The organism is Halorubrum trapanicum (genome assembly GCF_002355655.1).
Lineage (GTDB): Archaea > Halobacteriota > Halobacteria > Halobacteriales > Haloferacaceae > Halorubrum > Halorubrum trapanicum_A.
Genome location: NZ_AP017569.1, coordinates 444,663 through 462,407 on the forward strand (window position 1 = coordinate 444,663; position 17,745 = coordinate 462,407).

A 17,745-nucleotide genomic window follows, 5' to 3' on the forward strand; every position below is an offset into this window, starting at 1 on the left:
TTCGGGATGCGGCGTTGGAGTGATTCGGAATCTTCTCTCGAAACGGATCGAAAACCCCTCGCTACGGCCAGCTGCCGGCCTGATCGTACGCGTCCACGATCCGACCGATGCCGACGACGTACGCCGCGGTGCGGAGGTTGGGGACGTCGTTCGACTCGTAGGTGTCGACCAGCGTGTCGAACGCGTCCGTGATCACGCGTTCCAGTTCCTCGTTGACGCGCTCCTCGGTCCAGCTGAACCGCTGTCGGTTCTGGACCCACTCGAAGTAGGAGACGGTGACGCCGCCCGCGTTCGCGAGGATGTCGGGGACGACGTGCGTGTCGCGCTCGGCGAGCACGTCGTCGGCGTCGGGCGTGAGCGGCCCGTTGGCCGCCTCGACGACCAGCTTCGCGTCGACGTCCGCCGCGAGGTCCTCGTCGACCGCGTTCTCCAGCGCGGCCGGGACGAGGCAGTCGACGTCGAGCGTGAGCAGCTCGTCGTTGGTGAGCGGGTCCGTTTCGGGGTACTCGACCACCGAGCCGGTCTCGGCCTTGTGCGCCTTCACCTCTCGCGGGTCGAGCCCGTCGGGGTCGTGGATTCCGCCGGAGGAGTCGGACACCGCGACCACGCTCGCGCCGAGGTCGTCGAGCAGCGCGGCGGCGATCGAGCCGGCGTTGCCGTACCCCTGGACCGCGACCGTCGCGCCCGCGAGGTCGCGGTCGAGCCAGTCGAACGCCTCGCGGGCCGACAGCGCCACGGAGCGGCCGGTCGCCTCGACGCGGCCCTCGCTGCCGCCGGAGTCGAGCGCCTTCCCCGTGATGACGCCGGGCGCGGTGGTGTTCTCTAAGGTCTCGTAGGTGTCTTTGATCCAGTTCATCTCGCGCTGTCCGGTGTTGACGTCCGGCGCGGGGATGTCGCGGTCCTCGCCGATCAGCGGGCGGAGTTCGGTCGCGAACGCTCGGGTGAGCCGTTCAAGCTCGGTCTCCGAGTAGTCGGCCGGATCGATCGCGATTCCCCCTTTCCCGCCCCCGTAAGGGACGTCGACGACGGCGCACTTGTACGCCATCCACCCGGACAGCGCCTTCACCTCGTCGCGGGTGACGCCCGGGTGATAGCGGATCCCGCCCTTGTACGGGCCCCGGTCGCCGTTGAACTGCGAGCGGTACGCGCGGACGGTCTCCAGCGAGCCGTCGTCGCGCTCGAACGTCAGGTTCGTCTCCAACACCCGCTCCGGGTTCTTCAGGCGCTCGATGACGCCCGGATCGGCGTCGACGACCGCCGCGGCGTCGTCCACCTGCTCTCGCAGACTCTCGAACGGGTTCGCCTCAGAAGACATACCTCCACGTGCTGGGGGGCCGGGGTTAATTGTGACGGACGCCGCGAGTTCGCGCCGCCGCCGGGTCGGCGCCCGGCCTCAGCGGTCGGCCTCGGGCGCTCGGTCGAGGATCCGCTCCGCCTGCGCGATCAGCGGCGCGTCGATCATCTCGCCGTCGACCTGGAAGACAGCCCGGCCCTCCCGCTCTGCCTCGTCGCGCGCGTCGAGGACGGCCTCGGCCCACTCGACGTCCGCCGAATCCGGCGTGAACGCCTCGTTGATCGGCGCCACCTGCGCCGGGTGGATCGCGAGCTTCCCGTCGTAGCCGAGCCGCCGCGCGAACGCCGCGTCCTCGCGGAGCCCCGCCTCGTCGGAGAAGTCCGTGTACACCGTGTCGATCGCGTCGACCTCGGCCGCGCTCGCCGCCAGCACGACGTGCTCGCGGGCGTACAGCACCTCCGTCCCCTCGTCGGACCGGGTCGCGCCCACGTCGGCGGCGAGGTCCTCGGCGCCGAAGACGAGCGCGTCGGTCGCGTCCGCGGCCGCGATCGACTGCGCAGCGAGAACCCCCGCCGCGGTCTCGACGAGCGCGAAGACGGCGAGGTCGCGCCCGCGCTCGGCGCACAGTTCGGCGACGCGCTCGACCCGGTCGGCGGCCTCGACCTTCGGGAGCATCACCGCGTCGAGGCGGACCTCGTCGGTTCCCTCCTCCGGCCGGTCCCCGTCCTCGCCGCCTTCCCCCAACACGCCGTCGAGGTCGGCCGCCGGCGACTCGGCGGTCAACCGCACGCAGACCTCCGCGTCGGGGTCGAAATCGGGGTCGGCGAGCACCTCGCGGACCGCCGCCCTCGCCTCGTCCTTCCGGCCGGGAGCGACGGCGTCTTCGAGGTCGAAGCAGATCACGTCGGCGCCGGCGTCGGGCGCCTTCCGCATGAGGTCGGGGCTGTCGCCGGGAGAGAACAGCAGGCTTCGTCTGGCCATGTCGAGGCCTCCCCGGCGTCCGATATAAATCGTTGGCGTCTGCGGTGGACGATTTATAAATAACCGAGACGGTGCGGCGGCGCGCGCCGGTGAGCGGCCGACAGGCCGCGAACCGCACGCGCGAGGGAGTCGGGCGCGACGAGGGCGATCGAAGAGAGCCCGAAGACGCGCCCGACGAGGCTGGGGAGGTGTGAGGTGCGGTTGCGGTGCTGGGCGGGATTCAAAGGGGCAGTCGCGAGGACGAAGACGCGTGACGCAAGGACCGCAAGGAGGGAGCGTTAGCGACCGACTGAGGACCGTAGCGAGCGCATCGAGTCCTCGCGACTGGGGCTTTGGCGGTGTTCGCCGCCGATCAACTAGCAGTTATTTATAAGCGAGCGGCTGGGGCTTTGGCGGTGTTCGCTGTCGATCCGCAGTCAGCTATTTATAAACGAGCGGCTGAACGCCGGACGGAATCACCACGAACGACACCCCGATAAAGAGCGGTACCGATTTCACGTCACCGAGTGACCGGGAAACCATGACGGGACTGTACTACGAGGAGTTCGAGGTCGGCGAGACCATCGAACACGCGAAGCGACGGACGATAAGCGAGGCGGACAACCAGCGCTTCTGCGACATGACGATGAACCAGCAGCCGCTCCACCTCGACGCCGACTTCGCCGGGGAGACCCAGTTCGGCGAACGGATCGTGAACGGGCTGTACACGATGTCGCTCGCGGTCGGCCTCACCATCCCGGAGACGACCGACGGGACCATCGTCGCGAACCTCTCGTACGACGACGTCGAACACCCGAACCCCGTCTTCCACGGCGACACGATCCGCGCGCGGTCGACGGTCACCGACAAGCGGGAGACGAGCGACGGCGAGCGCGGCGTCGTCACCATGCGCGTGGAGGCGTTCAAGGTCGTCGACGGCGACGACGACGTCCTCGTCTGCGAGCTCGAGCGGACGGTGCTCTCGGAGAAGCGGCGGGCGGACGACGGGAGCGAATAGGCCGGCCAGGCGGCGACCCGAGACCGCGGCGTCGGCCCCGGTCAGTCCTCGCTGGCCAACAGCAGCCCGAGGTAGGAGGTCCGGACCTGGTCGTCCGCGTCGAGGCCGAGGCGGCCGAGCGCCTCGACCGCCGCGTCGCGCGCCGCGTCGACCTCGCCCTCCGCCTCGACCTCCCGCTCGATCTCGACGTACTCGTCGAGCCCGCTCACGGCGTCGAGCGTCACCGTGAAGCCGTCGTACGACCAGAACTCGCGGCGCTTCTCGACGGTCGCGGCCGGCTCGAAGCCGAGCCCCGAGAGGACCGCGGCGAGGGCCTCGCCGTCGTCGACGCCCGTCTCGTGTTCGGCGCGCGTCTTCGAGGCCGCCTCGAGGAGCGGTCCTTTATAAGTGACCGTCGCAGACGCGTCGGCGTCGGCTTCCGCAAACGCGTCGACGTCGGCTCCCGACGACGGTCCGTCCTCCGCCGCCAGCGGCGTCTCGCGCCGGATACGGAGCGCCTCGTCGGTCTCGGCGAACTCGCGGTGGGGCGCGTCGTAGTAGGTGTCGCGCTGGCGGCGCGCGTCGACGCGCTCGGCGCCGGCCTCGCAGAGGCGCTCGCGAGTCGCGTCCAAGTCGGCCGGGACCTTGATCTCGACCTCGTACATGCCCGAAGGTGCGGCCGGGGCGTTCATAAGCGGCGCGGGACTCTGCGGACTTTCGCGGCGGCCGCCGGGACCCGCTCGCCCGGCACCGCACACCCCGAACCGCCGCAGTCTCCCGTTCGCCGGCGGCCTTCGGGCCGAACCGTGCTTCTTAAGGGTGTAACAGGTGACGTTCGGGTATGAGCGATCAGGAGCAAGCGGACGCGGCCGACGAGGCCGAGGAGACCGAGACCGAGACTGACGCCGACGGACTCGAAGACGGCGACTTCGTCCGCGTCGCGTACACGATCCGCACGGCGGACGACGGCCGCGTCATCGACACGACCGACGAGGAGACGGCCGAAGACGCCGAGATCGACGTCGAGGAGTACGAGTTCGAGCCCCGCATCATCGCGCTCGGCGCCGGCCACGTGTTCCCCACCGTCGAGGAGGCGTTCGTCGGCGGCGCCGTCGGCGACGAGGGCACGGTCGACGTCCCCGCCGAGGACGCCTTCGGCGAGTACGACCCCGACGAGGTCGAGACGGTCAAGGCCGACAAGATCCCCGAGGACGACCGCTACCCCGGCGCGCAGGTCCAGATCGACAACCAGCAGGGCCACCTCGAGACGATCATCGGCGGCCGCGCCCGCGTCGACTTCAACCACCCGCTGGCCGGCGAGGACCTCGAGTACGAGTACGAGATCCTCGAAGCGATCGACGACCGCGAGGAGCAGGCCGCCGGCATGCTCGGCATGTACCTCCAGGAGGCCCCTGAGGTCCGCATCGAGACGGAAACGGAGGAAGAGGAGACCGTCACCGAAGACGACGACGGCGAGGAGACCGTCGAGACCGAGGAAGTCGAGAAGGACGTCCTCTACGTCACGGCGACGCAGGCGATGCAGATGAACCAGCAGTGGATGTTCCAGAAACAGCAGATCGCGCAGGACCTCATGGACCGCCTCGACCTCGACCGCGTGGTCATCGAGGAGGTCATCGAGGGCGGCGGCATGGGCGGTCTCGGCGGCATGATGGGCGGCATGGGCGGCGCCGGCGGCGGCGACGTCGACATCGAGGAGGCGCTCGAGGACGTCGACGTCGACGCCGACGAGATCGCCGACGAGATCGACGAAGAGTAGTCGACTCCGCTTCCCTCCCCCGCGATTCTACCGTTTTTGTTGGCCGGCGAGCGACCGCCCCGCCGGGCGAACGGATCCCTTTTGCCCGGCGGCGCGTCCACACCGAGTATGGAGATCGAACGGGCACGCGAGGACGCGCTCGTCGCCGGGGTCGCGGGCGCGGCGACGGTCGCGATCGCGCTGCTGTCGAGTTTCACCGGCGTCGTCTCGGCCGCGACGCTCCCGACGCTGGCGCCGCTCGCCGTGTACGCGCTGTATCTCTTTTCGCGGAAGGGCGGCCCGTACGGGGCGCTCGATACCGCGCGCAACTGGGCGGTCGCGGCGGGCGTCGTCGGCGCGGTCGTCCTCCTCGGGTCCGCTGCGCTGTAGGCTGGGAGCGCGACGGGTCGACCCCGTCAGGCGATGTCGCGGCTCGTGTCGACGGCGACCTCGTCGGTGAGCTTCAGCTTCAGCGGCTCTTCGAGGGCGGCGCCGCCCCGGAACTTGGGGACGACGAGGCGGTTCGCGATCTCGGTCCCGGTGACGGTGGTGCGCAGGTCGAACACCACGTCCGCGACCTGCTCCGTGACGCGTCGCGTCTGCGGGTCCTCGCCGCCGCGGAGCGCGTGGAGCAGGGCGACGCCGCCTGCGTCGACCACCCGTGACCGCACGCCGTCGAGGAACTCGGCGTACGCCGCCGGCGACGCGCTCTCTTCCAACGGCTCCACGGAGTCGACGATCAGCGTGCTCTCCTCGGGGAGGTCGCCGGTCAGCGACGCCACCTCGTCGAGGTCGCCGGCGTCGTCCGTGGCCTCGACGGTCGTCTCCTCGTCTCCGTCGCGGCTGAGCGCCGCCGCCACCGCGTCGGCGGACCGGACGGTCGTCAGGTAGCGGCACTCCCGGACCCGGGCGAACCGGTTCAAGATGAGTTCGGACTGGCTGTCGGGGTTCGCCTTCAACACGACGACGCTACCGCTCGGGAGCCCTCCGCCGAACTGTCGGTCCAGCACCGAGATCCCAGTCGGAAGCGTCTCCATACGATCGCTGCCGCCTGTGGACGCTTGGGTCTGTCGATGGCGGCCCTCTCGGCCGGTCGCGACCCCGTCGTCCGCCGTTTCGGTGCCGCCGGTGGGGGAGATCCTCACGCGATCTGCCACCCGCTCGCCGCCGCGGTCTCGCCGAGCCGCGAGGCGAGGCCGTCGTACGCGCTCCGGACGCCCGGATCGGACAGCGGAGCGGCCCCGCCGTCCGGAATCGCGCCGAGAACGGGACATCCGAGGAGCGTCGACACCCGGTCCGGCACGTCCGTCTCGCCGATCACGACCGCTCCGACCGGCGGACAGTCCAGCCGGCGGGCGATCGCCGCCGTCTTCGCGGCGTCCCGGAGCGCTGCGCGCCTGAGCGGCGTCGCGATCAGCGCGTGGTCCGCCGCCCGCAGGGGCGCGGCCACGTCCGGAGACGCGCCCGCCGGACTGTCGAGCAACACCGGTGCGCCGTCGGGGGTCGCGCCGTCGAGCGCGTCGAACGTCGCGCCCGCGTCGACCGACCGCGGCGCGTCGGGCGCCGCGAGCACCGTCGGCGCCGAGCGATCGGGGCGGACCGGCTCCGTCCCGCGGACCGCGTCGAGGACGGTCCGCGTGTCTTCTCCGTCGGTGCGGGGGCGGGCGCCGACCGGCGAGCCCTCGGCTCCGGTCTCCGTCGGGGCCTCGGGCTTCGTCTCCGCGGCCAGCCGCGCGAGGTTCGGGAGGTCCCAGTCGGCGTCGGCCGCGACCACCGGCGCGCCGCGCCGCGAGAGCGCGCGGGCGAGCCCGAGGGTGGTCGTCGTCTTTCCGCTTCCGCCCTTGCCGCCGGCGACGGCTATCACGGCGGGGATGGGTCGGTATTCGGTATAAAGAGTCGGCCGCGGTCGCAGCGCGGTACGGCGTTCAGCTCACCGTGACGGCGGGTTCGAGTCGCGGTCAGTCCTGACAGCAGCCGCCGGCCTCGCCGCCGAAGTCGACGGCGAGGGGATCGGAGATCGCCTCGTTGACCGCTTCGAGCGTGTCCTCCAGCTCCTCCTGCGCGTCGAGGTACTCGCTCATCACCGGCATCGAGTGGAGTTCGTCCTGCGCCTCCTGGACGCGCTGGAGGTCGTCGTTCGTCGCCTGTCCCGTCTGCCGGGCCTGCATGAACTCCGCGCGGAGCTGCTCGAACTCGTCGATCCGCTCTTGTACGTCCTCGTCGCGCTGGACCGCGGCTCTCGCCTCCTCGAAGCGTTCGTACTCCGGGGTTTCGGCGATCCGCTCGCCGAGCTCTCGGCCGAGGTCCTCGATGGAGACCTGTTGGACGCTCATATCCGGACATCGTGGCCGAGCGGTTTGAACCTGCCGGAGCCGGGTCTCGGCGTCGGCTTCTGACGCCCGTTACGCCGTCTGCGACGCGACGAACTCGACCACCGCTTCGAGCTCCTGCGGGCCGATACCGTGGCCGCCCGGGAAGCTCCCGCTCGTGACGTCGGCGCCGACGGCTTCGAGCCGCTCGACGGCCGCGCTCGTCCGCGACTCCGGGATCACGCGGTCGCCGGCGCCGGCGCCGACGAAGACCGGTTTGCCCTCGATCCCGTCCGGGTCGAGGTCCGCGTGTGACTCCGCGAGGTAGCCGTGGAGCGCGACGACCCACGCGTAGCGGTCGGGGTCTTCGAAGAGGAGCGAGAGGCTCGTGATCGCGCCCTGGCTGAACCCGAGCAGGCCGATCCGGTCGGCGTCGAGCCCGTAGGCGCCGACCGCGGCCTCGACGCTCTCGACTATCAGGTCGAGGCTCCGGCGGAAGTCGTCGGCGTCGGGCTGGCTCGACTCCAGTCCCCCCGCCGAGAGGTCGAGCTCGTACCACGTGTACCCGCCCTGGAGCGGGTCGGGCGCGCGGAGGCTGACGACGTGGTGGTCGTCGGGCAGTTCGGCGGCGACCGGGAGCAGATCCTCCTCGTCGGCGCCGCGGCCGTGGAGGACGAAGACGGCGGGCGCGGGCTCGCCGTCGGCTCCCTCGTCGGGCGCGACGTGAACGTGTTCGAGCGGAATATCGGTCATCGGTCCGCGGTTGGCGAGGGCGGGGGTTAGGTCCGTCGGCCGCGGCAGCGCGTCGTCACGGGGGTCGGCGGGGATACGGTCGAGTCGACGCCGTGAATTTATAGTTCGATCGCACGAACGGTCCGCGTATGCGTCCCCGCACCCTCCCCCTGCTGGTCGCACTGCTCCTCTCCGTGACCGTCTTGGCCGCCGCGCCGCCGGTCGACGCGCGCGCGCCGCCGACGCCCGTCTGCGGCGTCTGCGAACTCGATCGGACGACGCCGGACGGCGACTCCGTGGTCGCCGGCGAGAGCTCGCTCACCGTCACACTCCACGGTAACGGGTCGTCGACGTGGGAGGCGCGGGTCGATCTCGCGGCCGGCGGCGACGCGCTCGCGGCGAACGGGTCGCTCCGTCGCGCGGTCGTCACCGACGCGGTGCGCGACGGGATCGCGGACCCGAAGGATGTCGACGTCCGAGTTGACGGCGACGTACTGGCCGTCGATTACCGCGATCCCAACGCCACGGAACGATACCTCGGCGCCGTGGTGTTCACGCCGCTGACGCCCGCGTCTCCGCGGGTTCCGTTCGTCATCGGCGGCGAGGGGACGCGGTACCTCGGCGCCGATCGACTCACCGTCCGCGGCGAGCCCGGGTGGGAGGTCCGGGGCGACGCGCCCGGCGGCGGAACCGGAGACGAGTTGGTCTGGTCCCGCGAGGACGCCGAGCGCGGCGACGCGGAGCGGGTGCCCCTCGACGTCGACCGCGATCCCGTCGCAGTCGAAGCGGGCGCGATGCTGCCCGGCGTTCGGGCGTGGATCGCCCGACTGCTCACCGGAAACGGCTTCTGAGACGGCGGCCGAGCGGCGACGATCACGAACGTCGGGGACGGATCTCGGGGTCGAACGCGCCGTTTAACCGTCCTGCCGCACAATTCGTTCGATATGAGCGGCTCCACGGAGGGCGACCTCACGAAGACGGGGATGGCCCTGAAGCACGACCGCGAGTGGGACTACGAACTCGACCGAATCCTCGAGGCCATCGAGGAGCGCGACGCCTCGAAGGTCGGTCTTCAATTTCCCGAGGGGCTCAAGCGCCGCGGCCCGAAGGTCGCCGACGACCTCCGCGAGGTCGCCCCCGACGACGTCACCTTCATGCTGTCCGGGCAGCCCTGCTACGGCGCCTGCGACCTCGACACCTACCTGATGCGCCGGACGGACGTGTTCGTCCACTTCGGCCACACGCCGATGAAGGAGTCCGACAGCATCGTCTACGTCCCGCTGTTCTCGAACGTCGACCCCTTCCCGATCATGGAGGACGCGCTCGAAGAAGAGCTGACCTCACCGGAGGAGGACGCCGACGTGGGCCTCGTCACGACGGCCCAGCACATGAACCGCTTCGAGGAGATGACGGACTGGCTGGAGGAGCGCGGCTACGAGGTCCACACCCGCCGGGGCGACGACCGCCTCACGAAGGAGGGGCAGGTGCTCGGCTGCAACTACGCCTCCGCGGACATCGACGCAGAGCAGGTGCTGTACGTCGGCGGCGGGAAGTTCCACCCGGTCGGGCTCGCGATGGAACACCCCGACAAGCGCGTCGTCATCGCGGACCCGGTCAACAACGCGGTGTCGGTCGCCGAACACGACCAGTTCCTCAAGCAGCGCTACGCCGCGGTCCACAAGGCGATGGACGCCGAGAAGTGGGGCGTCATCTTCTGTACGAAGATCGGCCAGGGCCGCTGGGAGACGGCCCAGGAGATCGTCGACAACAACGAGAACGCCTACCTGATCACGATGGACGAGGTGACGCCGGACCGCCTGCGCAACTTCGACATGGACGCGTTCGTCAACACGGGCTGCCCCCGGATCACGACCGACGACGGTCCGCGCTTCCACAAGCCGATGTTAACGCCCGGCGAGTACGAGGCCGCAATCGGCGAGAAGCCGCTCGACTCGATCGAGTTCGACACGTTCCACGACACCTGGTAGGGCCGCGCGGAGCGCGAGGTTCGCTTTTCAGAGTCCGACGAACTCTTCCGACGGTGGGATCGCTTTTTGAAGATGATTTCTCCGTTCATCGATCGCCTAGCACAGAGGTAGCGGCGAGTGATAACGGGAGTGAGTGTTGTACGTCGTGAGTGAGGCCGTTTATAAGGGGAGTTGGAGTGTTGTTGTCGGCTATTTATAAGTGACTGACGCTGCTGCGGTGAGTACCTCCAAAGCCCCAGTCGCGAGGCGGACGCACGCTCGCTGTGCTCCTCGCTCAGTCGCTGGCGCTCCTTCGCTGCGGTGCTTACGTCGCCTGCGTCCGCCTCGCGACTGCCCCTTTGAGTCCCGCCCCAGACAGCCCCGCACGGCACCTCACACCTCCCCAGCCTCGCCGCTCACGCCCTGCGGGCGTTCGCGGCGTCCCTCGCGGGCTGGCTCGCGGCCGCCAATGGCGGCCGCTCGCAGGCGCGCCGACCGCAGCCTGATTTATAAGCGATCGTCGGCATCGCTCTCGGTCATTTAAATACTACCTCGCGGCCGCCGATCTGCGATACCCACTCCCGCTACCGATCGGGAAGCAGCATCCCTCTGCCGGCTGATTCACTCGGTATGACTCTTAAAAGTGGAATTTCACGGAATCCGCTTGCTGATCTGATTCCGTCCCGACCGGCCGTCACGCCTCGCCCGGCGGGTTCACGAACAGTCCGTCGACCACGAGGACGCCGGCCGCGAGCGATCCCCCGGCGACCGGAAGCGTGTAACCCCGAGCGAGGAGCGACGCGGCCGTGTACACGGCGCAGAACGCGAGGGGGATCGCGAGCAGAATGATGTCGGCGCGCTCGATCCCGCCGGAACCGATCGACGCAACCTCCCCGTCCCGCCCGCTCATTCCATGTACCCCAGGTCTCGGAGCTTCTGCGCCATCTGTTTGGCCTCGGTTTCGGAGACCCCCTCGTCGGACTCCATCTCCTGGACGACGACGTGTTTCACGAACTCCTTCACCGAGCCGAACGGCTCGTCCTCGATGTACTCCTCGACGTCCGCGACGAACTCCTTCCGCAGCGAGATGGTGGTGTAGTCGCTCATTGCCGGATTCCTCTCGCCGTGGCCTGATAAATCTTAATTACATCTAATTACCGTCCGTTGCGCTCCGCGGACCTCGGTCCGCCGACGGACGATGGGTGTGAGAGGACCGCCGTGCCGCGGCGCCGAACGTGCCGATTCCGCCGGATCCTCCGCCCTTTTGGGGGCGCATCACGTCGATCGGATCGATGACGACGAACGACGGCCACATCTCCACCACGCACATCGGTAGCCTGCCGCGACCGCCGGAACTGCTCGACCTGCTCACCCGCCGTCAGGACGGCGAGGCGGTCGACCCCGACGAGTGGGACGAGACGGTCGCGGACGCGACCCGCGACGTCGTCGACCGGCAGGACGAGGTCGGCCTCGATTCGATCAACAACGGCGAGCAGTCCCGCGTCTCGTTCAACTGGTACGTCGCCGACCGGCTGAGCGGCATCGACGGGAAGCGGGAGACGGAGCTGTGGGCCGACCTCCAGGAGTTCCCCTCCTACGCCGAGGAGACGTTCAAGACCGACGTGATCGACCTCTCGATGCACCCGGTCGTCAGCGAGGCTGTCGAGTACACGGGCCGCGAGGAGGCAGCGGCCGAAATCGACGAGTTCACCGACGCGCTCGCGGCCGCCGACCGCGACGTCGACGACGCGTTCATGACCGCGGCGTCGCCGAGCGTCGTCACCGCCACGCACGTCGACGATCACTACGGGGATTACGAGGAGTACCTGTTCGCGGTCGCGGAGGCGATGAAGACGGAGTACGAGCTCGTCGCCGACGCGGGCCTCACGCTCCAGATCGACGCCCCGGAGCTGCTGACGGTCGGCCACACCGCGGCGTACGCGGACGAGCCCCTCGAAGCCGCCAAGGACGCGACGCGCCTCCACGTCGAGGCGCTCAACGAGGCGCTCGCGGACGTGCCCGCCGAGCAGGTCCGGCTCCACACCTGCTGGGGCAGCTACGAGGGCCCGCACCACCTCGACACCGACCTCGCGGAGATGCTGCCGCTGATCTACGAGGCCGACATCACCGGGCTCAGCGTCGAGCAGGCGAACCCGCGTCACCAGCACGAGTATCGCGCGTTCGACGAGCACCCGGTGCCCGACGGCTGGACGCTCATCCCCGGCGTCGTCGACGTGAAGACGAACGTCATCGACCACCCGGAGACGGTCGCGGACCGCTTGGAGCGCGTCGCGGGCGCGGTCGACGACGGCACGCCGCTGACGGCCGCGCCCGACTGCGGGTTCGGGACGCAGGCCGGCCTCGGCATGGTCGACCCCGAGATCGCGTGGGCGAAGCTCGAAGCGCTCGTCGAGGGCGCCGAGATCGCGAGCGAGCGGCTCGCCTGAGCCGGCGCGCGCCGGGGGTCACTCGCGGCCGACGACTCGCTCGACGTACGCGACCGCCTCCGCCGGCGACGCCGCCGCCTCCACGCCGTCGACGTCGTGGGTGTCGAGCCCCGCGACCGGGCGCCCCTGCGCGATCGCGAGCCCGATCTCCGAGAGCGTCCCCGGACCGCCGTCGACCGCGATCGCGGCGTCGCCGTTCATGACGACGAGCGCGTTTCGCGCGTGACCCATCCCGGTCGCGATCGGCACCGTGACGTGCGGGTTCGCGTCCCCGCGGTCGTCCGTCGGCAGGATCCCGATCGTCTCGCCGCCGGCCGCGCGGGCGCCGCGGCAGACCGCCTCCATGACGCCGCCGAGGCCGCCGCAGACGACGACGTGGCCGCGCTCCGCGAGCCGCTCGCCGAGCGCCGCCGCGACCGCCGCCGTCTCCCCGTCGATCGAACTGCCGCCGATGACGCTGACGCGCATGGTTCGATCCTGAGCGCGGGCGACGGTAAAGCCGCCCGGTTACGCCGCATTCGGGTCCGAACCGACGTTTCGTCCGATTCTCGTCGTCGAGACGGCCACTGAAACCCTTATCCCCCCTCGCCGTGAATGAAGGCTATGACGTACGATACCGTCGTGTTCGACAACGACGGTGTCCTCGTGGGCCGCACGCGCTTCGACGTGCTCCGGGAGGCGACCCGGGACGCGTTCGAGGAGTGCGGCGTCGAGGAGCCCGATCCGGACGACGTAGAGCAGATGACTATCGGTGCGACACCCGGCAGCGTCGGCACGGTCTGTCAGACGTACGACCTCGATCCGGGGTCGTTCTGGCGGACGCGCGACGACGTGGTGTCGCGGGCGCAACAGCAGGAGGCCCGCGAGGGGCGAAAGACCCCCTACGACGACCTCGACGAGCTCCAGGACCTCGACGTCCAGATGGGGATCGTCTCGTCGAACCAGCAGGCGACCGTCGACTTCCTCGTCGACCACTTCGACGGCTTCGACCGCATGGGCGCCGCCTACGGCCGCGAGCCCACGATCCACTCGCTCCAGCTCCGCAAGCCGAATCCGCACTACATCGAGCAGGCGCTCGGCGACCTCGACGCGGGCAACGCCTTGTTCGTCGGCGACAACGAGTCCGACGTCCGCGCGGCCGAGAACGCCGGCATCGACTCGGCGTTCATCCGCCGACCCCACCGCCGCGACTGGGAGCTGAACGTCTGGCCAACCTGGGAGATCGAGCGGCTCTCCGACCTCCACGACATCGTGGAGTGAGGCCGCGTTCCTCCCGCGCACTCCGCGTCTCGGCAGCGACGCGTCGACCCCGTCGGCAGCGACCCGGCGCGCCGCCGATGAAGCGTTTAAATCGCATGGCGCGTAACTCGCGCTCGTGACCGACTCGCCCCCGTGGGCCGACCTCTTCGGCCACCCCGAACCCTACCCCGAGCAGGCCGACGGCATCGACGCCGCCGTCGACGCCGCCGACGACGGCGGCTTCCTCGCGCTGGAGGGCGCCTGCGGGACGGGGAAGACGATGCTCGCGCTCACCGCCGGGCTCGACCGCGTCCGCGACCCGGACTCCGAGTTCGAGCGCGTCTTCGTCCTCACCAGCGTCAAACAGCAGCTGCGCCAGTTCGAGACGGACCTGCGGACGATAAACGACGACCTCCCGGACGAGTACGACCCCGTCTCGGGACTCACCCTCGTCGGCAAGGCGGACGTCTGCCCGTACGCGCGCGAGAACCGCGGCGGGATCGACCGCGAGAACGTGTACGAGCGCTGCGAGGGGCTCCGCGAGCGAACCCGGAATCTCGTCGGCGACGGCGGCGCGACGACGACCTCCAACCTCGTGAGCGAGGCGCGGAGCCAGCAGGTGGGACTGATGGACTCCGGATCGGTGGCAACCGCCGGAGGCGCCGCGGGCGGCGCGTCCGGGCCGGGCGACGCGTCCGACGAGGGCGGCGCGCCGGCCGCCGACTACCTCTCCGTCGACGGCGAGCCGACCCCGTACCGCCCCGACACCGAGGAGTACGACGACGTCGAGTTCTGTCCCTTCTACGCCGGGTTCCTCGACGATCTCCCCGACGACGGTGATCAGGCGGAGGCGGTCCCGTTCGACGTCACCGAGCTCGGCCACGTCGACGCCGACGAGCTCGTCCGGCTCGCCGCGGGCCACGGCTCCTGTCCCCACTCGGTCATGGGCGCGCTCGTCCCCGAGGTCGAGGTCGTCATCGGCAACTACTACCACGCGTTCGACCCCGTGACGACCGGGACGTTCACCGGCGCGCTGCTCGACGACTCGACGTTCGTCGTCTGCGACGAGGCGCACATGCTCGAACCGCGCGTGCGCGACCTCGTGAGCGACGCGGTCGCGGACGCCAGCCTCCGCGACGCGGAGAACGAGCTCACCCGGGTCGTCCAGCCGCTCTCGTTCGAGAGCGCGGGCGCGGAGTCGGACGACGCCGCCTTGGTCCGCGGCGAACTGGAGGACGCGGACGTGGCGGTCGAGGAGATCGAGGCGGTCCGGGAGTTCTACGCGGACCTCCGCGGCGAGCTCGACCGCCGCGTGACCGCGCACCTCGACCGCGAGCGCCCGGACTGGCGGGCGTCGATGCGCGAGCTCGACGACGAGGAGATCCCGCTCCGCGACCCCGAGGAGCCGGGCGAAGACGAGATCACGGCGTGGGCGGACGGCGAGGGGTACGGGGAGCGCGTCTGGGCGCGCGCCGAGCAGGTCGGCGCGGTGGTCAAGCGCGTCCTCGACTCGCTGGAAGACGAGGACAAGCAGCGCGCGGCGCCCGGCGTCGGCCGCACCCTCAACGCCTGGTACCGCGAGGGTCACACCGACTTCTTCCGGGCGATCGAGCTCGAACGCACCTTCGACGAGACGGAGCCGCCGGACTCGTGGCGCCGGGCGTACAACGCGCGCCTCGCGCTCCACAACTGCCTCCCGAGCGAGCCGATCGGCGATCGCCTCGCGGAGTTCGGCGGCGGCGTCCTCATGAGCGCGACGCTGGAGCCGATGGACCTGTTCCGGGAGGTGACCGGGCTCGACCACCTCGCGGAGCGCGGGCGCCCGGTCGTCGAGCGAACCTACGGGCTCTCCTTCCCCGAGGAGAACCGGGCGAGCCTCGCGGTGGACGCCCCGAAGTTCACCCATCAGAACCGCGGCGCGCCGGGCGAGGAGAACCCGACCCGGCTCGCGCACCTCGACGCGACGGCGGCGGTCGCGCGCCGCGAGGGGAACGTCCTCGTGGGTACCCCGAGCTACGCGGAGGCCACGTGGATGGCGGAGTCCCTCTCGGAGCGGCTCGACAAGCCGGTCCTCTTGGACGAGTCCTCCGGCGACCGCGAGACGGAGTCGCTGAAGGACGACTTCTTCGCCGGCGACGGGAAGGTGTTGGTGACGAGCCTCCGCGGGACGCTCACGGAGGGCGTCGACTACCGCGGCGACCGGCTCTCCGCCGCCGTCGTCTGCGGCGTCCCGATCATCAACACGGCGCGGCCGCAGACGCGGGCGGTGATCACCGCCTACGACCGCCGGTTCGAGTCGGGCTTCGAGACGGCGCTCACCGTCCCCGCCGTGCGGAAGGCCCGGCAGGCGGTCGGCCGCGTCATCCGCGGTCCGGACGAGCGCGGCGTCCGCGTGCTGCTCGACGCCCGCTACGCGCGCGACTCGTGGAACGGCGTCCGAGAGTACCTGCCCGAACACGAGCGCGAGGAGTACCAGCCCGTCAGTCCCGACATGCTGGAGGTCGCGCTCGACCGGTTCGAGTCGACGCCGCAGGCGAACGGAGGCGGCTGACCCGGCGGCTTCGTTCGGGGAAGAGGGTCGATACCACGCGGCTAACGTGCCGTTCGACGCGAGTAGGAGGCGCGTAACTAGGGTCTCGGGGGACGTGTGTCGAGGTATGGAACCCCCCTCTCCCGGCGAGCTGTACCACGTCGTCTGTCGCGAGTGCCCCTTCGAGCGGCTGATCGGTCTCGCCGGCGACGCCGACGCCTACGGCCGGGACCACGCCGCGGACACCGGTCACCGGGTGGCGGTCGACCGGATCGAGTGACCGGGGTTCTCCGGGAGCCGAGCGACGTCCGGTCCGCTCAGACGACGTTCGAGTCGATGTCGCGCGGGAAGTTCGTGAGTCGTTCGGTCCCCGACTCGGTGATCGCGACCGTGTCGGAGTGGCGGTACCCGTACTCGTCGGTGTAGATCCCGGGTTCGATCGTGTACACGTGGCCGGGCGCCATCACGGCGTCGTCGCCGTCGTAGCGCTCGCCCCAGCCCCGGTCGATGTACGGCGGCTCGTGGGCGCCGAGCCCGATGTTGTGGCCGACGTGGTGCTGCGCGAGGTCGGTCACGCCCTGCTCCTCGAAGTACTCCCAGACGACCTCGTCGACCTCGGCGACCGGCACGCCCGGGCCGAGGGCGTCGATCGCGAGCGTCTGCGCCTCCAGCATGAGCTCGAAGTAGTGCGCCTGCTCGTCCGAGTAGCCGCCGACGAACATCGTCCGCTCTAACTCCGAGCGGTACCCGTCGACGTTCGCCGTCGCGCCCGTGACCAGCACGTCGCCCTCGGAGAGCCGTTCGTTCGGGGTGTGTCCGTGGGGGAGCGCGGTCTCCTCGCCGGAGATGTAGCCCGCGTGGACCGGTCCGTCGCCGCGGACGCGGACGCTGTACGCGTCGCCGAGCGCGTCGAGCATGGCGCGGGAGGCCTCGGTCGACGCGCGCTGCGAGACGGTCGCCGGGTGCGCGCCCGGCTCGGAGAAATCGGCGAGGTAGCGGTGCCCGAGGTTGGCCCACTTGGCCGACTCGCGGATCAGGTCCACCTCCGCGTCGGACTTCGCCCAGCGCATCCGGTCGACCCACGACTGCGTCTCGACGTCGAGGGACTCGGAGAATGCGGGCCCTTCGTACCCCATCACGCCCGGCGGCCCGTCGGCGTCGGCGGCGATCGCGTCGGCGCCGAGGTCGTTCAGCATCTCGACGGCGACCGCGACCGGCTCGCCGCCCGGGTAGTCGAAGTAGTCGTGGACGGCGTCGATCCGCGGGTTGGGATCGACGCGCTCGACCTCCAGCCGCGGCACGGTGACCTCGACGCGGTCGTCGGTGACCGCGAGGACGACCGGGCGCTCCGTCTGGATGTGGTGGAAGCCGGTGAGGTACTCTATCGCCGTCGCGCCGACCCACGTCGCGGCGTCGGCGTCGGTCTCGGCGAGCCGGTCCCGGACCGCGGCGAGCCGGTCCGCGAACGCCGACTCGGGGAGTCGCGTGGCCATGGCTCAGGATACGCGAACGCG

The 17,745-nt window shown here is 70.5% G+C and carries 20 protein-coding genes; 9 read left to right on the forward strand and 11 right to left on the reverse strand.

Annotated features, from left to right (window positions below):
* Positions 1–61: 61 nt before the first annotated feature.
* Positions 62–1,315, reverse strand: a complete 1,254-nt coding sequence (locus CPZ01_RS02155) for a Glu/Leu/Phe/Val family dehydrogenase (protein WP_096393213.1) — start codon at positions 1,313–1,315, stop codon at positions 62–64.
* Between the two features lie 78 nt (positions 1,316–1,393).
* The gene (locus CPZ01_RS02160; RefSeq protein WP_096393214.1) at positions 1,394–2,275 is read right to left on the reverse strand and encodes an HpcH/HpaI aldolase/citrate lyase family protein; all 882 of its coding nucleotides are present in this window, start codon (positions 2,273–2,275) and stop codon (positions 1,394–1,396) included.
* Positions 2,276–2,795: 520 nt separating this feature from the next.
* Between CPZ01_RS02160 and CPZ01_RS02165 the strand changes: the two genes are divergently transcribed.
* Complete coding sequence (locus CPZ01_RS02165; RefSeq protein WP_096393215.1) at positions 2,796–3,272, forward strand: MaoC family dehydratase; 477 nt, start codon at positions 2,796–2,798, stop codon at positions 3,270–3,272.
* Positions 3,273–3,313: 41 nt separating this feature from the next.
* Here CPZ01_RS02165 and cyaB read toward each other — a convergent pair whose 3' ends face one another.
* Complete coding sequence (gene cyaB / locus CPZ01_RS02170) at positions 3,314–3,916, reverse strand: class IV adenylate cyclase (RefSeq protein ID WP_096393216.1); 603 nt, start codon at positions 3,914–3,916, stop codon at positions 3,314–3,316.
* 176 nt (positions 3,917–4,092) lie between these two features.
* Here cyaB and CPZ01_RS02175 point away from each other — a divergent pair, with 176 nt between their 5' ends.
* Positions 4,093–5,028 (forward strand): FKBP-type peptidyl-prolyl cis-trans isomerase, encoded by a 936-nt coding sequence (locus CPZ01_RS02175; protein ID WP_096393217.1) that lies wholly within the window; start codon positions 4,093–4,095, stop codon positions 5,026–5,028.
* Between the two features lie 108 nt (positions 5,029–5,136).
* The gene (locus CPZ01_RS02180; RefSeq protein ID WP_096393218.1) at positions 5,137–5,397 is read left to right on the forward strand and encodes a hypothetical protein; all 261 of its coding nucleotides are present in this window, start codon (positions 5,137–5,139) and stop codon (positions 5,395–5,397) included.
* Positions 5,398–5,423: 26 nt separating this feature from the next.
* Here CPZ01_RS02180 and CPZ01_RS02185 read toward each other — a convergent pair whose 3' ends face one another.
* The 4 genes from CPZ01_RS02185 to CPZ01_RS02200 all read right to left on the reverse strand — a co-directional run bounded on the left by CPZ01_RS02185 (position 5,424) and on the right by CPZ01_RS02200 (position 8,069).
* On the reverse strand, positions 5,424–6,044 hold the full coding sequence (locus CPZ01_RS02185; protein WP_096393219.1) for an RAD55 family ATPase: 621 nt from the start codon (positions 6,042–6,044) through the stop codon (positions 5,424–5,426).
* Between the two features lie 104 nt (positions 6,045–6,148).
* Positions 6,149–6,871 carry a nucleotide-binding protein gene (locus tag CPZ01_RS02190; protein WP_096393220.1) on the reverse strand — a complete coding sequence of 241 codons (723 nt, stop codon included), beginning with the start codon at positions 6,869–6,871 and terminating at the stop codon, positions 6,149–6,151.
* 94 nt (positions 6,872–6,965) lie between these two features.
* A complete protein-coding gene (locus CPZ01_RS02195) occupies positions 6,966–7,340 on the reverse strand; it encodes a YlbF/YmcA family competence regulator (RefSeq protein ID WP_096393221.1) in 375 nt (124 codons plus the stop codon).
* Between the two features lie 69 nt (positions 7,341–7,409).
* Positions 7,410–8,069: an alpha/beta hydrolase gene (locus CPZ01_RS02200; protein WP_096393222.1), complete on the reverse strand. Its 660-nt coding sequence runs from the start codon at positions 8,067–8,069 to the stop codon at positions 7,410–7,412.
* A 128-nt stretch (positions 8,070–8,197) separates the two neighbouring features.
* Between CPZ01_RS02200 and CPZ01_RS02205 the strand changes: the two genes are divergently transcribed.
* The gene (locus tag CPZ01_RS02205) at positions 8,198–8,899 is read left to right on the forward strand and encodes a hypothetical protein (RefSeq protein WP_096393223.1); all 702 of its coding nucleotides are present in this window, start codon (positions 8,198–8,200) and stop codon (positions 8,897–8,899) included.
* Positions 8,900–8,992: 93 nt separating this feature from the next.
* Positions 8,993–10,036: a diphthamide biosynthesis enzyme Dph2 gene (dph2, locus tag CPZ01_RS02210; protein WP_096393224.1), complete on the forward strand. Its 1,044-nt coding sequence runs from the start codon at positions 8,993–8,995 to the stop codon at positions 10,034–10,036.
* A gap of 673 nt (positions 10,037–10,709) precedes the next feature.
* Here the strand turns inward: dph2 and CPZ01_RS02215 are convergent.
* Positions 10,710–10,925 (reverse strand): hypothetical protein, encoded by a 216-nt coding sequence (locus tag CPZ01_RS02215; RefSeq protein WP_096393225.1) that lies wholly within the window; start codon positions 10,923–10,925, stop codon positions 10,710–10,712.
* Positions 10,922–11,122: a hypothetical protein gene (locus tag CPZ01_RS02220; protein ID WP_096393226.1), complete on the reverse strand. Its 201-nt coding sequence runs from the start codon at positions 11,120–11,122 to the stop codon at positions 10,922–10,924. The genes CPZ01_RS02215 and CPZ01_RS02220 overlap by 4 nt, the downstream gene beginning before the upstream one ends.
* 185 nt (positions 11,123–11,307) lie before the next feature.
* Between CPZ01_RS02220 and CPZ01_RS02225 the strand changes: the two genes are divergently transcribed.
* Complete coding sequence (locus CPZ01_RS02225; protein WP_096393227.1) at positions 11,308–12,462, forward strand: cobalamin-independent methionine synthase II family protein; 1,155 nt, start codon at positions 11,308–11,310, stop codon at positions 12,460–12,462.
* An 18-nt stretch (positions 12,463–12,480) separates the two neighbouring features.
* On the opposite strand, the gene CPZ01_RS02230 is transcribed toward CPZ01_RS02225, so the two are convergent.
* Positions 12,481–12,930 carry a TIGR00725 family protein gene (locus CPZ01_RS02230; RefSeq protein ID WP_096393228.1) on the reverse strand — a complete coding sequence of 150 codons (450 nt, stop codon included), beginning with the start codon at positions 12,928–12,930 and terminating at the stop codon, positions 12,481–12,483.
* 135 nt (positions 12,931–13,065) lie between these two features.
* Between CPZ01_RS02230 and CPZ01_RS02235 the strand changes: the two genes are divergently transcribed.
* The 3 genes from CPZ01_RS02235 (at position 13,066) to CPZ01_RS15315 (ending at position 16,511) form a co-directional block, all read left to right on the forward strand.
* Positions 13,066–13,722 carry an HAD family hydrolase gene (locus CPZ01_RS02235; protein ID WP_096393229.1) on the forward strand — a complete coding sequence of 219 codons (657 nt, stop codon included), beginning with the start codon at positions 13,066–13,068 and terminating at the stop codon, positions 13,720–13,722.
* A 115-nt stretch (positions 13,723–13,837) separates the two neighbouring features.
* Positions 13,838–16,252, forward strand: a complete 2,415-nt coding sequence (locus CPZ01_RS02240; RefSeq protein ID WP_096393230.1) for an ATP-dependent DNA helicase — start codon at positions 13,838–13,840, stop codon at positions 16,250–16,252.
* Positions 16,253–16,358: 106 nt separating this feature from the next.
* Complete coding sequence (locus CPZ01_RS15315; protein ID WP_172863917.1) at positions 16,359–16,511, forward strand: hypothetical protein; 153 nt, start codon at positions 16,359–16,361, stop codon at positions 16,509–16,511.
* 37 nt (positions 16,512–16,548) lie between these two features.
* Here the strand turns inward: CPZ01_RS15315 and CPZ01_RS02245 are convergent, their stop codons facing one another.
* Positions 16,549–17,724: a M24 family metallopeptidase gene (locus tag CPZ01_RS02245; protein WP_096393231.1), complete on the reverse strand. Its 1,176-nt coding sequence runs from the start codon at positions 17,722–17,724 to the stop codon at positions 16,549–16,551.
* Positions 17,725–17,745: the final 21 nt, after the last annotated feature.

What these genes read in the sequence shown, in the direction of transcription:
- CPZ01_RS02160 (WP_096393214.1), bottom strand. Translation starts at nt 2,275, where the DNA reads ATGGCCAGACGAAGCCTGCTGTTCTCTCCCGGCGACAGCCCCGACCTC.
- CPZ01_RS02180 (WP_096393218.1), top strand. Translation starts at nt 5,137, where the DNA reads ATGGAGATCGAACGGGCACGCGAGGACGCGCTCGTCGCCGGGGTCGCG.
- CPZ01_RS02220 (WP_096393226.1), bottom strand. Translation starts at nt 11,122, where the DNA reads ATGAGCGACTACACCACCATCTCGCTGCGGAAGGAGTTCGTCGCGGAC.
- CPZ01_RS02185 (WP_096393219.1), bottom strand. Translation starts at nt 6,044, where the DNA reads ATGGAGACGCTTCCGACTGGGATCTCGGTGCTGGACCGACAGTTCGGC.
- CPZ01_RS15315 (WP_172863917.1), top strand. Translation starts at nt 16,359, where the DNA reads ATGGAACCCCCCTCTCCCGGCGAGCTGTACCACGTCGTCTGTCGCGAG.
- CPZ01_RS02175 (WP_096393217.1), top strand. Translation starts at nt 4,093, where the DNA reads ATGAGCGATCAGGAGCAAGCGGACGCGGCCGACGAGGCCGAGGAGACC.
- CPZ01_RS02225 (WP_096393227.1), top strand. Translation starts at nt 11,308, where the DNA reads ATGACGACGAACGACGGCCACATCTCCACCACGCACATCGGTAGCCTG.
- CPZ01_RS02205 (WP_096393223.1), top strand. Translation starts at nt 8,198, where the DNA reads ATGCGTCCCCGCACCCTCCCCCTGCTGGTCGCACTGCTCCTCTCCGTG.
- CPZ01_RS02165 (WP_096393215.1), top strand. Translation starts at nt 2,796, where the DNA reads ATGACGGGACTGTACTACGAGGAGTTCGAGGTCGGCGAGACCATCGAA.
- CPZ01_RS02245 (WP_096393231.1), bottom strand. Translation starts at nt 17,724, where the DNA reads ATGGCCACGCGACTCCCCGAGTCGGCGTTCGCGGACCGGCTCGCCGCG.
- CPZ01_RS02235 (WP_096393229.1), top strand. Translation starts at nt 13,066, where the DNA reads ATGACGTACGATACCGTCGTGTTCGACAACGACGGTGTCCTCGTGGGC.
- dph2 (WP_096393224.1), top strand. Translation starts at nt 8,993, where the DNA reads ATGAGCGGCTCCACGGAGGGCGACCTCACGAAGACGGGGATGGCCCTG.
- CPZ01_RS02155 (WP_096393213.1), bottom strand. Translation starts at nt 1,315, where the DNA reads ATGTCTTCTGAGGCGAACCCGTTCGAGAGTCTGCGAGAGCAGGTGGAC.
- CPZ01_RS02230 (WP_096393228.1), bottom strand. Translation starts at nt 12,930, where the DNA reads ATGCGCGTCAGCGTCATCGGCGGCAGTTCGATCGACGGGGAGACGGCG.
- CPZ01_RS02195 (WP_096393221.1), bottom strand. Translation starts at nt 7,340, where the DNA reads ATGAGCGTCCAACAGGTCTCCATCGAGGACCTCGGCCGAGAGCTCGGC.
- cyaB (WP_096393216.1), bottom strand. Translation starts at nt 3,916, where the DNA reads ATGTACGAGGTCGAGATCAAGGTCCCGGCCGACTTGGACGCGACTCGC.
- CPZ01_RS02200 (WP_096393222.1), bottom strand. Translation starts at nt 8,069, where the DNA reads ATGACCGATATTCCGCTCGAACACGTTCACGTCGCGCCCGACGAGGGA.
- CPZ01_RS02215 (WP_096393225.1), bottom strand. Translation starts at nt 10,925, where the DNA reads ATGAGCGGGCGGGACGGGGAGGTTGCGTCGATCGGTTCCGGCGGGATC.